Annotated in this window: 9 protein-coding genes and 2 pseudogenes; 1 reads left to right on the top strand and 10 read right to left on the bottom strand. The window is 47.4% G+C overall.

Features of this window, described 5'->3' with window-relative positions; genetic code table 11:
- Nucleotides 1-385 precede the first annotated feature (385 nt).
- Nucleotides 386-2,017: an MFS transporter gene (locus tag GQS64_RS02780; protein ID WP_198230544.1), complete on the top strand. Its 1,632-nt coding sequence runs from the start codon at nucleotides 386-388 to the stop codon at nucleotides 2,015-2,017.
- A gap of 608 nt (nucleotides 2,018-2,625) precedes the next feature.
- On the opposite strand, the gene truB is transcribed toward GQS64_RS02780, so the two are convergent.
- The 10 genes and pseudogenes from truB to lnt form a co-directional block, all read right to left on the bottom strand.
- Nucleotides 2,626-3,588, bottom strand: a complete 963-nt coding sequence (gene truB / locus GQS64_RS02775; RefSeq protein WP_077990647.1) for a tRNA pseudouridine(55) synthase TruB — start codon at nucleotides 3,586-3,588, stop codon at nucleotides 2,626-2,628.
- Between the two features lie 6 nt (nucleotides 3,589-3,594).
- Complete coding sequence (gene rbfA / locus GQS64_RS02770; protein ID WP_077990645.1) at nucleotides 3,595-3,993, bottom strand: 30S ribosome-binding factor RbfA; 399 nt, start codon at nucleotides 3,991-3,993, stop codon at nucleotides 3,595-3,597.
- A 184-nt stretch (nucleotides 3,994-4,177) separates the two neighbouring features.
- A complete protein-coding gene (infB, locus tag GQS64_RS02765; RefSeq protein ID WP_077990644.1) occupies nucleotides 4,178-6,826 on the bottom strand; it encodes a translation initiation factor IF-2 in 2,649 nt (882 codons plus the stop codon).
- Nucleotides 6,823-7,456, bottom strand: a pseudogene (locus tag GQS64_RS02760) (RNA-binding protein). Before GQS64_RS02760 ends, infB begins: the two are co-directional and overlap by 4 nt.
- Before the next feature lie 17 nt (nucleotides 7,457-7,473).
- A complete protein-coding gene (gene nusA / locus GQS64_RS02755; protein ID WP_077990643.1) occupies nucleotides 7,474-9,105 on the bottom strand; it encodes a transcription termination factor NusA in 1,632 nt (543 codons plus the stop codon).
- 117 nt (nucleotides 9,106-9,222) lie between these two features.
- Nucleotides 9,223-9,846 (bottom strand): annotated as a pseudogene (rimP, locus tag GQS64_RS02750) (ribosome maturation factor RimP); the annotation flags it as partial.
- A 196-nt stretch (nucleotides 9,847-10,042) separates the two neighbouring features.
- Nucleotides 10,043-10,759, bottom strand: a complete 717-nt coding sequence (gene trmB / locus GQS64_RS02745) for a tRNA (guanine(46)-N(7))-methyltransferase TrmB (protein WP_198230543.1) — start codon at nucleotides 10,757-10,759, stop codon at nucleotides 10,043-10,045.
- Nucleotides 10,759-12,024: a methionine adenosyltransferase gene (gene metK, locus GQS64_RS02740; protein ID WP_077990637.1), complete on the bottom strand. Its 1,266-nt coding sequence runs from the start codon at nucleotides 12,022-12,024 to the stop codon at nucleotides 10,759-10,761. Before metK ends, trmB begins: the two co-directional genes overlap by 1 nt.
- Nucleotides 12,025-12,343: 319 nt before the next feature.
- Nucleotides 12,344-12,757: a helix-turn-helix domain-containing protein gene (locus tag GQS64_RS02735; protein WP_077990636.1), complete on the bottom strand. Its 414-nt coding sequence runs from the start codon at nucleotides 12,755-12,757 to the stop codon at nucleotides 12,344-12,346.
- A gap of 132 nt (nucleotides 12,758-12,889) precedes the next feature.
- Nucleotides 12,890-14,500 carry an apolipoprotein N-acyltransferase gene (gene lnt, locus GQS64_RS02730; RefSeq protein WP_198230542.1) on the bottom strand — a complete coding sequence of 537 codons (1,611 nt, stop codon included), beginning with the start codon at nucleotides 14,498-14,500 and terminating at the stop codon, nucleotides 12,890-12,892.
- Nucleotides 14,501-14,574 lie beyond the last annotated feature (74 nt).

The raw sequence follows: 14,574 nt of genomic DNA, 5'->3' as shown, positions 1-14,574 counted from the left end.
TGCGCAGCCATTACTAGCCCTGCCGATCATTTGCCAAGGTTTTCGACCAATTTTCCTTCAGCGTTCTTTCAACGCCTTTAAAAAACGGACGTCATTCAAGCCAATGATTAAACGCGATAACAATGTTCTTTATAAATCCGGTTGTAATTTATATATTTTTCGCAATTTAAAACTTAACCTGACGATATATTTCAAAATATCAACTTTCAAAGTGACATTAAAAGACAATTCAATCTTTTTCTTTTTTAAAATTGTAATCGGACAATATTATCAAAAATAGGTGTGTGGATTTTTACCCCGAAATAAACAAGTCCTGGCATCGAGACTTGCGGCTTTCATAGGTCTCGCCTAGATTGAGTCAAATAAATTCATATAACGGGAACCGATGCAACAAAAAAGCTCAGCATTTGCACCATTCAAAAGTCACGCGTTCAGAAGCCTGTGGGCGGCAACGCTTGTATCCAATCTGGGTGGCCTCATCCAGACAGTCGGTGCCGGCTGGCTCATGACATTAATCAGCACTTCCCATTCAATGGTAGGGCTTGTTCAGGGGGCGAACACTTTACCGGTTGTCATTTTTTCACTGTTGGCCGGTGCACTCGCCGATAATTTCAATCGTCGCCAGATTATGATTACCGCCCAATTGATGATGATGGCCGTTTCTGTTCTCCTTGCGGTTCTCACCTATCTCGGTCTTTTAACCCCGTGGCTGTTGCTTGCTTTCACCTTTCTGATCGGCTGTGGCTCGGCCCTTTATAATCCTCCCTGGCAAGCGACTGTCGGTGACATTGTTCCGCGCGAGGATATTTCGGCTGCCGTTACATTGAACAGTGTCGGTTTCAATCTGATGCGCAGTGTCGGCCCTGCAACCGGCGGGGCTATTGTTGCCGCATTCGGTGGTGCAGCCGCATTTGTTTTCAATGCATTCAGCTATATTCCGCTTCTCGGTGCATTGTTTTTCTGGAAACCGGACTATGTCAATAATGGTTTGCCACGCGAACGGCTTGTCGAGGCAATGTCGGACGGTTTGCGCTATGTCTTGATGTCACCGCATCTTTTAAACATCATGACCCGCGCATTCATGTTCGGATTGGGTGCGATTTCGGTTCTTGCACTTCTGCCCGTTATTGCGCATGACAAACTCGACGGCGGTGCTCTCATTTACGGCACATTACTCGGTTCTTTCGGCATAGGAGCTATAGCTGCCGGCATTATCAATTCGCAGATAAGAAAACGTTTCTCCTCGGAAGCTATTGTTGCCGGTTCTTTCATCGGTTACGCCTTGTCGTGTCTGTTACTTGCTTTGAGCAATTCGGCAATCATTGCCCATATTGTTCTTTTCCCCGCAGGTATGTGCTGGGTTCTGGCACTCTCGCTCTTTAATGTTTCGGTGCAATTGTCAACACCGCGCTGGGTTGTCTCACGCGCTCTGGCACTTTATCAAACATCCTCTTTCGGGGGAATGGCGGTCGGAAGCTGGCTGTGGGGAAGCCTCGCCGACAGTTATTCGCCTGTCGTTGCTTTATATATTTGTGTAATATTTCTTGTCATCGGCGCCTTGATGGGGTTCAAATTTACAATCTTTGAAATACCGGGTCTCAATCTTGATCCGCTCGATCAATTCCGCGAACCCGAACTGCATCTTGACCTTCAGGCAAGAAGTGGCCCGATCATGATAATGATCGATTACGAGATTAAAGACGAAGATCTTGCAGAATTTCTCAAAACAATGTCGCTAAGGCGGCGTATCAGATTGCGTGACGGGGCGAGACAATGGACCTTGTTACGTGATCTCGAACACCCCAATCGGTGGATTGAAACCTATCATATGCCAACCTGGGTGGATTATTTGCGACACAATCGCCGCCGCACAAAGGCCGATGCCGATGTAACGGAAAAACTGCGCCAATTAAGCCAGATTCCCGATGGCTTGAGAGTGCACAGGATGATTGAACGCCATACTGTACCGGGTGCCGACCAGATACAGGTTAAACATTCGGCCCATCATCTCCATTAAACATAAAAGCCGGAAGTGAAAAAACCTGCGGTCAATGTTATTTTATCAAGACTATATCTCTTATGAAGTTCTTTTCTTGCACAAATTAAAAATTTTCAAGAAAATAGATCATATAAACAATATAAATATCTATATTTTTCTAGAAATATCCGTTAATTAATCAATAATTTTATAAAGATTTATTGTTTCAATATTTTATTTTTCATTAAATATATAATATATATTTTTTCAATATTAAAGATGCAATAAATTAACAACGAAAATTGAATCCATACAAAAATAAACTTTAGTTCCCCGCTTCCAAACAACAATAAACACTGTTTGCCAATTATGAAAGATGTGAGCGAAATACCCGCTTTCAGGACAATAAAGCCGATACTTTCCCGTGAAGGTTTTTATTTATTTGATAACGATATTGGCTGATATTAATCATTTTATGAACATGACCTTTGGCAGGCGAATATCCCGATCGCTGATGTCAGTACAACAACCGGCGCAGAACCTAAAAAATGCTGAACTCTGTTCTTTTACCTCAAGCTTTTTGTCTTGAGTAACGCACGATCCCGTCCTGAATATTCTCGATAGACAAGCTTTTTACCCGACGAACATCAGCTAACTGTAAAGACACGCTTTGGTTTGAACTGGCCTTTTTCAATCATACCGATCGCAAGCAATTTGCCTTTTTGGGTCACACAAACCTCATCCTCGTCAACAGGTGCATCACGCCCGCGTAACAAAACAGGATTCCCCATTCGTACACGGTAGGCCTGCTCGTCGCTTAACGGATATTGTGGCAGAAATTCAAGTGCCGCACCGGTTTCGATCAGAAGTTCGTCAAGAGCGGAAAAATCACGCGGCGGAAAAATGCCATTGGCGTCAGCCTCGCCTCTTTCGGGTGCAACAGCTTCCAGCTCTTCGAGGCTCACAAAATCGTCTTCTACAAAAGGTGAAACTTCAATGCGACGCAAATCGGCAATATAGCCATAGCATCCGAGTTCTCTCCCCATATCGCGAGCCAGAGCGCGCACATAAGTTCCTTTACCGCACTCCACCTCGAAGACCGAATGCCCTTCCGGCGTCATCTCGATAAGCTCAAGACTGTCAATTTCGACTTCACGCGGTGGAATATCTATTTTTTCACCTTCTCGTGCCAGATCATAAGCGCGATTTCCATCAATCTTGATAGCAGAAAATTGCGGCGGGGTTTGAAGAATTGTGCCTGTGTAATTGGGCAATATCGCCAATATTTCTTCTTTGTTTGGCCGCTTGGTGGACGTTTTTGTAACTTCACCTTCCATATCATCGGTATTGTGTTCTTCGCCCCAGGAAACGGTAAAACGATAAACCTTTGTACCGTCAACAACATAGGGAACAGTTTTCGTGGCTTCGCCCAGAGCAATCGGCAACATACCCGACGCAAGCGGGTCGAGTGTACCGGCATGACCGGCTTTTTCGGCTTGAAACAGCCATTTGATTTTCGAGACAGCCTCGGTCGACCCCATGCCTTTCGGCTTATCAAGAATTACCCACCCCGAAACCGGACGGCCTTTTTTCTTCCGCTGACGCGCCATAAAATTCTATTCCTTTTCCTCGTCATCGTGATGAAGATCCCGCGCTACCTCTGGCGAATGCAACAGAGCGTCGATCTTTGCAAAATTGTCAAAACTGGTATCCGGTTTGAAGCGGAACTCCGGCATATATTTCAATTGCCGCAAATCTCTTGCCGCTTCGCCGCGAATAAATCTTGCATGGTGATTGAGTGCTTTTACCACTTCTTCGCCATCAGCATCGGCAAGTGGTGCAACAAAGCAGGTCGCAACGCGCAAATCCGGTGACATTTTGACTTCTGTTGCACTGAGAACCACGCCGTCAAGCACGGGGTCCAGAATAACTCCGCGTTGGAAGATGGAAGCAAGGGCGTGGCGAACCTGCTCGCCGACACGCAATTGCCTTTGAGAGGGGCCTGCATGTTTCATAGCTAATACCTTTGATTTTTCGGGCGTATATTTTTTAGATAAATATCCCGAAATTTTTCCGAACGATCAATTCGCATCGAATTAAGCGGCCAACAACCACTTGAAAACCGGCGCGACTTTTGTCCATCCAACGGGATGTTCCGTTTGGCCATATCATTTAATATATGGCCAAACATAAGATCATTTAGAGCGAGCGTTTAATTGTTTCAACGCGGAATGCTTCGATAATATCTCCAACGCGAATATCGTCGTAATTCTCGAAGGCCATACCGCATTCCTGACCGGCAGGAACTTCGGCAACTTCGTCTTTGAAGCGTTTCAAAGTCTTGAGCTTGCCTTCATGGACAACAACATGGTCGCGAATAAGGCGGACACCCTCTCCGCGTTCCATCTTGCCTTCTGTAACACGACATCCGGCCACTTTGCCAACCTTGGAAATGTTGAAGACTTCGATAATCTCGGCATTGCCAAGGAAAGTTTCGCGCCGTTCCGGCGTCAACATGCCCGACATTGCTGCCTTCACATCGTCAACAAGATCATAAATGATATTGTAATAGCGAATTTCGATGCCTTGGGCTTCGGCTGCGTCACGCGCCTGACTGTTCGCACGAACGTTGAAGCCGATAATGGCAGCATTGGATGCTGCAGCCAATGATACATCGCTTTCCGTAATACCACCGGGTGCGGCATGGACAATATGGGCGCGCACTTCGTCATTGCCAAGTTTTTCCAGTGCCGACGTAATCGCTTCGACAGAACCCTGAACATCCCCTTTGATGACCAGCGGAAATTCTTTCATGCCGCTTGTCTGCATACGGTTCATCATCTGTTCGAGCGAACCGCGCGAGCCTGCCTGCCGTGCAACCGCTTTTTCACGAGCCAGACGTTGACGATATTCGGCAATCTCGCGAGCCTGTGCTTCATTCGCGACGACTGCAAAACGGTCACCCGCCTGAGGCGTGCCCTGCATGCCGAGCACTTCTACCGGCATTGACGGGGTTGCAGCTTTGATATGAGCTCCACGATCATTGATGAGCGCACGAACACGCCCCCACTCGTTACCGGCAACGATAATATCGGAAGGATGCAATGTTCCCTTCTGGATGAGAACCGTTGCAACAGCACCGCGACCGCGATCAAGCTGCGCTTCAATAACAACACCTTCGGCTGTACGATCGGGATCGGCCTTCAAGTCAAGAATTTCAGCCTGTAGCAGAATTGCTTCGAGAAGCTTGTCGATATTCTTGCCGGTTTTTGCCGAAACCTCGACTTCCAGTGTATCACCACCCATGCTTTCGACGAACACTTCATGCTGAAGCAATTCTGTTCTGACTTTCTGCGGGTCGGCAGCCGGTTTATCAATCTTGTTGATGGCAACAATAATCGGCACACCGGCGGCTTTTGCATGGTGAATGGATTCAATCGTTTGCGGCATAACACTATCGTCGGCTGCAACCACCAGAACCGCAATGTCGGTCACCTGCGCACCGCGGGCGCGCATGGCTGTAAAGGCAGCATGTCCCGGTGTATCGATAAAGGTGATCTTCTGTCCCTTTTGTTCGACCTGATAGGCACCGATATGCTGGGTGATACCACCTGCTTCACCGGCCACAACATTGGCATGACGGATGGCATCAAGAAGCGATGTCTTGCCATGGTCAACATGCCCCATAATCGTGACGACAGGTGGACGCGGTTTCAGCTTTGCCGGATCATCCGGAACATTGAAGAGACCTTCTTCAACATCCGATTCTGCAACGCGTTTTACCGTGTGGCCGAATTCTTCGGCAATCAATTGCGCCATGTCGGCATCAATCACATCACCGGGTTTCAACATCTGCCCTTGTTTCATCAAGTATTTGATAACGTCGACAGAGCGTTCGGTCATACGTTGGGCAAGTTCCTGAATGGTAATGGTTTCAGGAATTGTCACCTCGCGCGAAATCTTTTCACGTGGTTCCTGAATTTGCGAGCGTTTGAATTTTTCCTGACGCCGACGCATCGCAGCCATTGAGCGGCCACGCGAATTGCCTTCATCGTCAAGTGCGCTGTTCAGCGTCAGCTTGCTGCGGCGACGTTCGTCTCCGCCTTTGACGGCCTTTGGAACACGCACTTCCGATTTATTGCCACCACCGCGACGTGAACGATGTTCGTCCTCGTCATCGTCAACAATATTGCGTTTTGTGACAGGAGCGGCTGCGCGTTGTTTGGTAACGGGCGCAATGTCAAGTTCAATCGGGCGATTGGCAGCCTGTTTACCTGTTTTAGGCCGATGACTTTCTTTGGCTTTATGAACCTCGGGCTTCCTGACTTCCGGCTTTTTAACGTCGGCTTTGTGTGGTTCGTCCTTTTCCGCTTCATGGGCTGCGCGGGCTTTTGCATCTGCTTCAGCCTGCTTGCGCAACAATTCTTCGCGTTCTTTGGCGCGTTTTGCCTCTTCCAATTGGCGACGTTTTGCTTCTTCTTCGGCGCGCTTATGCTCTTCTTCTTCGCGTTTATGTTCTTCTTCTGCTTGAAGACGCGCCTCTTCAAGAGCACGCATACGGGCTTCCATTTCAGCCGAGGAAAGATTGCTGTGCGGATGCTGCAAGGAAACTTTCGGGGGCATTTCGGTGCGCGGTTTTACAGTCGGGGCAACGCGCGGCTTGGTCACAACCGGCTTGACTTCAACCTTCTCGTCCGGACGGGTAATTTTACGCCGCTTCGTTTCGACGACGACCGCCTTTGTACGCCCATGACTGAAATTTTGCTTGACCGTGCTGGTTTCAATCCCCGGACGTTTTAAGGTCAGCGTTTTTTTGGCTGTTTTCTTGTCGTTATTGTTTTCCGTCATTCCGTTTCCTTCACGGCTTCTACCGTCTTCTTTTCCGGCCTAGTGCTTACCATCGCGGTAGGCGACAAGTTTTTGCACCGTTTTAATGAATCCCTGCGCAAGCTTTATATTCAATAATGCAGCATGTACCACAGGATTATCACCAAAAGCCACACCCATTTCATCACTATCGAACAAAGTTACAACCGGAATATCTTGCCTATCCGGTCGCCTGACCGAGTAAATTGCCTGTTCAATCTTGCGTTTGCCATCAAAAGCGGCTTCCTTTGAATGCAAAACAAGGCATGCCTCACCCGCCCTTATTGCCTGCTCTACTTTTGTCGCACCGGTGACAACCGCACCGGCTTTCCGTGCCAAAGCAAGACGGCCGAGCGCTGCCTTGACCAAAAGTTTATCAACAAGATCGGCAATCCCCTGATCTACAATAATATCAGCCTTCAGGCTATGTGTAAAAGCCTTACGCCTGATTGCTTCTTCAAGCACCGATCGCGAAGCGGAAATCCATGCCCCCCGCCCCGGCAAATTGGCTTTTATATCGGGTACCAAATGACCGTCCGGTCCGGCAACAAAGCGGATAAGCTCTTGCGCCTCTCCACTTTTTCTTGTCAGGATGCATGTACGGTCATTCATCAATCAACCTGTCTTTCCTATTCTGCCGGTGTTTCTGTCTCGTCCGGTGTTTCAGCTTTCGCTTCTTCATCGGCCTCTTGATGATCTTCGTTATGAATATCTTCTTCGGTCATCCAGCCTGCTTTCAGACGGGCGGCAACAACCATTGCTTCGGCATCTGCACGACTGATGTCGAATGGTGTCAAAACACCGGCAAAATTCTGTGTTTCACCATCCTTGCGCTCGCGCCAACCGGCAAGATCGTCAACGGCATAACCGGCAAAGTCTTCGATTGTTTTGACACCGTCTTCACCGACAGCCACCATCATAGCGGTTGTCATACCCGGCAACTCACGCAATTCATCAGAAACACCGAGTTTTTTACGTTTTTTGTCAAGTTCGGCTTCCTGTTTGTCGATAAAGTCTTTGGCGCGCTGCTGGATTTCAGAAGCGGTTTCTTCATCAAAACCTTCAATCGAGCTGATTTCTTCCGGATCGACATAAGCAATTTCTTCAATCGAAGCAAAACCTTCGGAAGCAAGAACCTGAGCGACCATTTCATCGACATCCAGAGCTTCCATGAAGAGCTTGCTGCGTTTTGCAAATTCTTTCTGGCGGTTTTCCGATTCTTCCTGTTCCGTAAGAATATCGATATCCCAGCCGGTCAATTGTGAAGCCAGACGCACATTTTGCCCGCGCCGTCCGATTGCAAGGCTGAGCTGGTCATCCGGCACAACGACTTCGATACGTTCTGCATCTTCGTCAAGAACAACCTTGGCAACTTCTGCCGGCTGCAATGAATTGACGATAAATGTTGCAGCATCAGGTGACCACGGAATAATATCGATCTTCTCGCCCTGAAGTTCGTTGACAACAGCCTGAACACGGCTACCACGCATACCAACGCATGCCCCGACCGGATCAATCGAACCATCGCGCGAGACGACAGCAATCTTCGCACGTGATCCGGGATCGCGGGCAACCGACTTGATCTCGATAATACCGTCATAAATTTCCGGCACTTCCATGGTGAAAAGTTTCGCCATAAATTGCGGATGGGTACGAGAAAGGAAAATTTGCGGCCCGCGTTGTTCACGCCGGACATCATAGACATAAGCACGAATACGATCGCCATAGCGGAACGACTCACGCGGAATGAGTTCATCACGACGGACAATCGCTTCACCACGCCCAAGATCGACAATGACATTGCCATATTCTACGCGTTTGACTGTGCCAGAAACAATTTCACCGACCTTGTCTTTATATTCTTCATATTGGTGATCGCGTTCGGCCTCGCGCACTTTCTGGACAATAACCTGCTTGGCCGACTGGGCAGCAATACGGCCGAATTCCATCGGAGGCAGGGGATCTGACAGAAAGTCGCCGATTTCTGCATCGGGTTTGCGTTTTTTTGCATCTTCAAGAGAAATCTGGGTTGCGTCATCCTCGACATTGTCGACAACTTCCAACAAACGCTGCAACTTGATTTCGCCGGTTTTGGAATTGATGTCTGCACGTATATTGGTTTCCTGACCATAACGTGACCGGGCAGCTTTCTGGATAGCATCGGCCATTGCAGAAATGACAATTTCACGGTCAATCGACTTTTCGCGGGCAACGGCATCTGCAATTTGCAGAAGTTCAAGCCTATTAGCGCTCACAGCCATTGATTCTCTCCTTTTTTGTGCCGCTTTACGGCATCGACTAAGTTATCTTTTTTCCGATTTCGGTTTGGACCGTTTCCGTTTGTCCTTACCGCTCGAATTATTTTTTTCCACATCATGATGATTATCATTGGCAGAATTGTCATCTGCCCCAAGGTTATCATCGGGAATGGATTGTTGACGCAATGCTTTATCTTTTGCCAGCGCATCACGAATAAGATCGTCGGTTAAAACCAGATGCGCATCTGCAATATCTGTAAACGGAAGCTGAACCGCCAATGATTCCCCATAGGCAGCTTTATCGGTCGTCAGAACAAAACCGTTCTCGTCGACATTGCTGATTGTTCCGCGAAACTTTTTGCGCCCGTCCACCATGATCGACGTTTCAATTTTGGCAATATGGCCTTGCCAACGCGAAAAATCGGATTTTCTGACCAATGGACGATCAATTCCCGGCGAAGAAATTTCCAGATGATATTTGCGTTCGATAATATCTTCGACATCCAGAATGGGAGACACGACACTGCTGACTTCTTCACAGTCCTTGATTGTCATTGTGCCATCGCCACGTTCGGCCATAATTTGCAAAGTAAGACCATTAAGTCCGGATAGACGTACACGCACAATCCTGTAACCGAGAGGTTTTAGCACCGGAGCGACAATTGCAACCACTCGCGCTTCAACGCCTTTTTCCTCGAAAAGACGCGGTTCATCCAAATCAACTGTTTGTCCGCTCTCGCTCATACCCAACTTTTCCAAATACCGACAGGACCATTCCCGTAACAAAAAAGAGCGGGTTCGGAAAACCCACTCTTCATCAAACGATCAAGAATTTTCTACAATATACACCCGCCAAATTTTATTTTCAAGTAGAACCTTATTGAATGTTGAAAACAGTTCTTGAAAAGAACATTCCAGTCCGATCATTTTTCTATTGCTGTTATTTCCTGACAAATGTGAGATAGGCGGGTGTTCGCCCAGCTTTCATCGCCTTTTCTTCATAGCGCGTTCCCGGCCACTCTTGAAACGGCAATTTCCAATCGTCCGGCGTCGATGCGGACCAGATAAAATCCGGATGGTGTGCACAATGGAAAAGCGTCCAATTTACATAAGTATCAATATCGGAAGCAAAGCGGAAAGGTGCACCTTTTTTCAACACACGAGCAAAACGATCGAGATTTTTTTCGTTGACGAACCGGCGTTTCCAATGCTTTTTCTTTGGCCACGGGTCAGGATAGAACAGATCTATCCCTGCAATCGAAGAAGATGGCAACCAGTCGAGCAATTCGGTCGCATCGTCATCATAGACGCGGATGTGTTGCAATCTCTGCTTCTGGCCTTCCAAAGCGCCGAGCAATTTTGCCATGCCGTTAACAAATGGTTCTACGCCGATAAAGCCCGTTTGTGGAAACCTGTCCATTTCATGGACAAGGTGTTCACCGCCGCCAAAACCGATTTCAATACGCACATCCGCGCCAATATGGGGCGCGTCACCATTGAAAAACAATTCGGCGAGTTGTTCAGGGGCAGGCTTGCTCAAATCCAGTTTAAGAAGGGGAAGCAATGTTTCCTCACGCTTGATCTGGGCGGCGCGCAAGGCTTTACCCCGACGCCGTCCAAAAAAAGCTTCACTTGCCCGTTCTTTATGGCCGTCCATTACGCCTTAATCGCCTCTTTCAGCGCTTTACCGAGATTTGTCCGCTCCCATGAGAACGAACCATCGCGGCCGGGCTTGCGACCAAAATGTCCATAAGCGGATGTTTTGGCATAAATCGCTTTATTAAGCTCAAGATGTTTACGAATCCCCGAAGGCGACAAATCCATAACTTTGCGGATAGCTGCCTCGACTGCACCTTCATCAACCTTGCCGGTACCGTGGAGATTAACATAAATGGACAAGGGCTGAGCCACACCGATGGCGTAAGAAAGCTGGATTGTGCAGCGATCGGCAAGCCCTGCTGCCACAACATTTTTGGCAAGGTAACGCGCGGCATAGGCGGCCGAACGGTCGACCTTTGTGGTATCTTTACCGGAGAATGCACCACCACCATGAGGAGCGGCACCGCCATAAGTATCAACAATGATCTTGCGACCGGTAAGACCGGCGTCTCCATCCGGACCACCGATAACAAATTTACCTGTCGGATTGATGTACCAATTACAATTATCGGCAATTTTTATATCGCTCAGAGCCTGACGGATATAGGGTTCGACAACCGAACGAACTTTTTTGGAATCCCATGTCGGGTCGATATGCTGTGTCGAAAGAACAATGGAAACGACCTCGACCGGTTTGTCGTTCTCATAACGCACAGTCACCTGACTTTTTGCATCCGGTCCGAGCTTGCTTGCCTCGCCTTCATCAAGATGGCGTGCAATTGACAATGTTTCGAGGATTTTATGGGCATAATAAATAGGTGCGGGCATCAAGTCCGGTGTTTCACGGCAAGCATAGCCGAACATGATTCCCTGATCTCCGGCCCCTTCTTCGCCCTGTCGATCGGATGCATTATCGACACCTTGTGCAATATCCGCCGATTGGGAATGTAACAAAACATCTATCTTCACGGTTTTCCAATGGAAACCTTCCTGCTCGTAACCGATAGCGCGGATAGCACGGCGAGCTGCCGAGCGGAAGCGTGAAGGATTGATAACCGGATTTCCCTTTTTATCGTGGACAAGCTTGCCATTTTTATCTTTTTTCAAAAGCGTATCGGGCACGCGGACTTCGCCGGCAATAACAACACGATTGGTTGTAGCCAAGGTTTCGCAGGCAACGCGAACAGACCAGGGATCAACTCCTGATTTGGCTGCTTCCTTATAGATCATATCAACAATTTCATCTGAAATACGGTCACAAACTTTGTCGGGATGACCTTCCGATACCGATTCACTGGTAAAAAGATAATTTTGATGAGACACGGGAAACCCCTCTAGAAAGAAGACGTTTACATTCTCTCCGGATACTCCGAAAAGAAAAACGACAGTTGCTTTATTTGCCAAGCTTGTCGAATTGCGTCAATGCTGTTTTGGTCTCTATCGCGAAATAAATGTGATATTCTTTATCTGTCAATAAAATTTGACGTCTTTTTCAAACATCGTTCAGGCATGTGAGAGACGAAGTAAAACAATAAAAGCAGATTTTTCACGGAGTGAACAAATTGCCTTCATCAGGGAAATAACAATAATGAAACGGGCAATTTTGATTAAAATTGCCCCCCGATTTTTATCACAAACCAGCCTAAAGCGTATTTAAAGTTTCGTCTTCTGAAAGGGCTTTGGCCAAATCAATGATTTTACGGCGAACTTTCGGGTCTTTTATATTGGTAAATGCACGCAAAAGCTGGATACCTTCATTGCTTGAGCAGAAATCCATGAAATTATTGTCACCCTCGCGAAAACCCTCGGATGAACGGGCACCGGGAGCTTCTTCAAAAAAATAGGATACCGGAACGTCGAGAATTTCGGAAATCGCCTGAAGACGGCTTGCTCCAACGCGGTTCGTGCCTTTTTCATATTTTTGAATTTGTTGGAACGTAATACCGAGTTGCTCCCCCAGTTTTTCCTGACTGAGCCCAAGCATATTGCGCCGTAATCTGATGCGGCTTCCCACATAAACATCGGTAGGGGCGGGTATTTTTTTGGGTGCGGACATGATCTAACTTTCTCGCGTCAAAACTGATCCATCTTCACAAGTTTGAACCGATGCAGATGTTTATTGTTATTTAGGGGTTGCAGTATCGGTCCCCCGCTGGAACCACTCTCCATTCACATAACATCCCATTGGTTAGAACTTGTCAATCGAACGCGCATTTTTTATAAAACCAAACATTAAACTTAATATCAGTATAATAACAAATGGCATAAAAACTTGATTAAAATTCGGTTGTTTGCCCCATATCGGAACAATAGCCGGCGGAATTGGTGAATCAAGCACACCGATATTATTCAACTCTAACGATCGAACGATTCGCCCGTAGGGGTCAACAACGGCCGAAATTCCGTTATTGGCCGCACGGATAAGCGGAATTCCCAATTCGACTGCACGCAATCGTGCCTGATCGAAATGCTGATATGGCCCCGGTGTATTACCGAACCAGCCGTCATTGGTAACATTTAAAATTGCTTGCGGTTTATCGCCTTTGTAACCCATACCATCGGGGAAAATGACCTCGTAACAAATCATCGGCAGATAAACAAACCCGTCAGGCATTTTTACAGTTTTTCGTATTGAATTGCTGCTATACCCCCCCGCCATGACCGCCAGCGCATGAAGCCCTATTTTGTCAAAAAAACTCTGGAAAGGCAGATATTCACCGAACGGTACGAGATGCACTTTATCCGAAGAGGAAAGGATATTTCCATTCCCGTCAATTGTCTCAATCGTATTGAAATATCTGTTGTTTTTGTCGTTGGGAGCACCGCTGCTGCGAACCGCGCCGACAATCGCCCATTGATGCGGTTTCAGTATAGATGCAATGCGCGTTTTTGCTTCAGGAACATAATCGAGAATATACGGCACAGCCGTTTCCGGCCAAACGATATAAGACAATTCGTGTTCTCCGCTTGAAAACGGCTCTTCACTCAATTTCATATGCGCTTCAAACATTGCATAACGCACTTCATTATCGAGTTTTTCATCCTGCTTTATTGACGGCTGAACGAGTCTTACCCATTTCTCTGCTTTGTCATAACTCTCGACCGGCAGAGCATTATAAAGGCGGATAGCACCAAAACCTGTATGAGCGGCAAAAAGACCGACGCCGATTGTCAATGCAATTTTCCGCCCGCTTTTGTCGAAGAGAGTGGCTGGCAAGGTATAAAGAAGCACCGCCAGTGCATTCATGCCATAGAGCCCGACTACCGCGTCGGACTGCATAAAAAGCGGTGTTGGCATAATCGTGTAACCGATCGCATTCCACGGAAACCCGGTCAACAAAGTTGCACGTAAATATTCGGCAATGCCGAGCGCAAAAGCCAAAGTGAACAGACGTGACAACCCCTTTTTCCAGAACAGAATTGCGCATCCGCCCGCCAGCCCCCAATAAAGTGCTAAATAAAAGGGAAGTCCTAAAACTGCAAAAGGAATAGCCCATGCAAAGCTGAGCGGGTCTACAAGCATAGCACTTGCAAGCCACCAGAGCCCGAAAACAAAATAACCGAAACCGAAACTGAAACAGGTCAAAAAAGCAGCTTTAAAACGTGTTTTCCTGTCCGCTTCACCGCTTGTTACATCAAGCAGCAAGACAAGAACCGGAAAAGTAGCAAATGCAATAGGAAAGAGATAAAATGGCGTCAGCGCAAATGCGGTTATTCCACCAGATGCAAAGCCGAGAATCTGCCGCTTGAACCCGCGCAATCCTCTCATATAAAGAATGGCTTTTGCCAAAATTTGCATCGTTCCTCCCCGCTATCTCGTCATAATCGACATTGAAGCGATAAACATAGAAACAACTTGAAGAGCATGAAAAC

Source organism: Bartonella sp. P0282 (assembly GCF_048452985.1).
GTDB classification, from domain to species: Bacteria; Pseudomonadota; Alphaproteobacteria; order Rhizobiales; family Rhizobiaceae; genus Bartonella; species Bartonella choladocola.
The sequence above is the reverse complement of the archived record's forward strand: the minus strand, read 5'-3'. Positions and strand labels throughout refer to the sequence as shown.

Bases quoted from the DNA above. Each gene is read 5' to 3' on its own strand.
- rbfA (WP_077990645.1), bottom strand. From the start codon at position 3,993: ATGAAACATGCAGGCCCCTCTCAAAGGCAATTGCGTGTCGGCGAGCAG.
- nusA (WP_077990643.1), bottom strand. From the start codon at position 9,105: ATGGCTGTGAGCGCTAATAGGCTTGAACTTCTGCAAATTGCAGATGCC.
- lnt (WP_198230542.1), bottom strand. From the start codon at position 14,500: ATGCAAATTTTGGCAAAAGCCATTCTTTATATGAGAGGATTGCGCGGG.
- truB (WP_077990647.1), bottom strand. From the start codon at position 3,588: ATGGCGCGTCAGCGGAAGAAAAAAGGCCGTCCGGTTTCGGGGTGGGTA.
- GQS64_RS02735 (WP_077990636.1), bottom strand. From the start codon at position 12,757: ATGTCCGCACCCAAAAAAATACCCGCCCCTACCGATGTTTATGTGGGA.
- infB (WP_077990644.1), bottom strand. From the start codon at position 6,826: ATGACGGAAAACAATAACGACAAGAAAACAGCCAAAAAAACGCTGACC.
- trmB (WP_198230543.1), bottom strand. From the start codon at position 10,759: ATGGACGGCCATAAAGAACGGGCAAGTGAAGCTTTTTTTGGACGGCGT.
- GQS64_RS02780 (WP_198230544.1), top strand. From the start codon at position 386: ATGCAACAAAAAAGCTCAGCATTTGCACCATTCAAAAGTCACGCGTTC.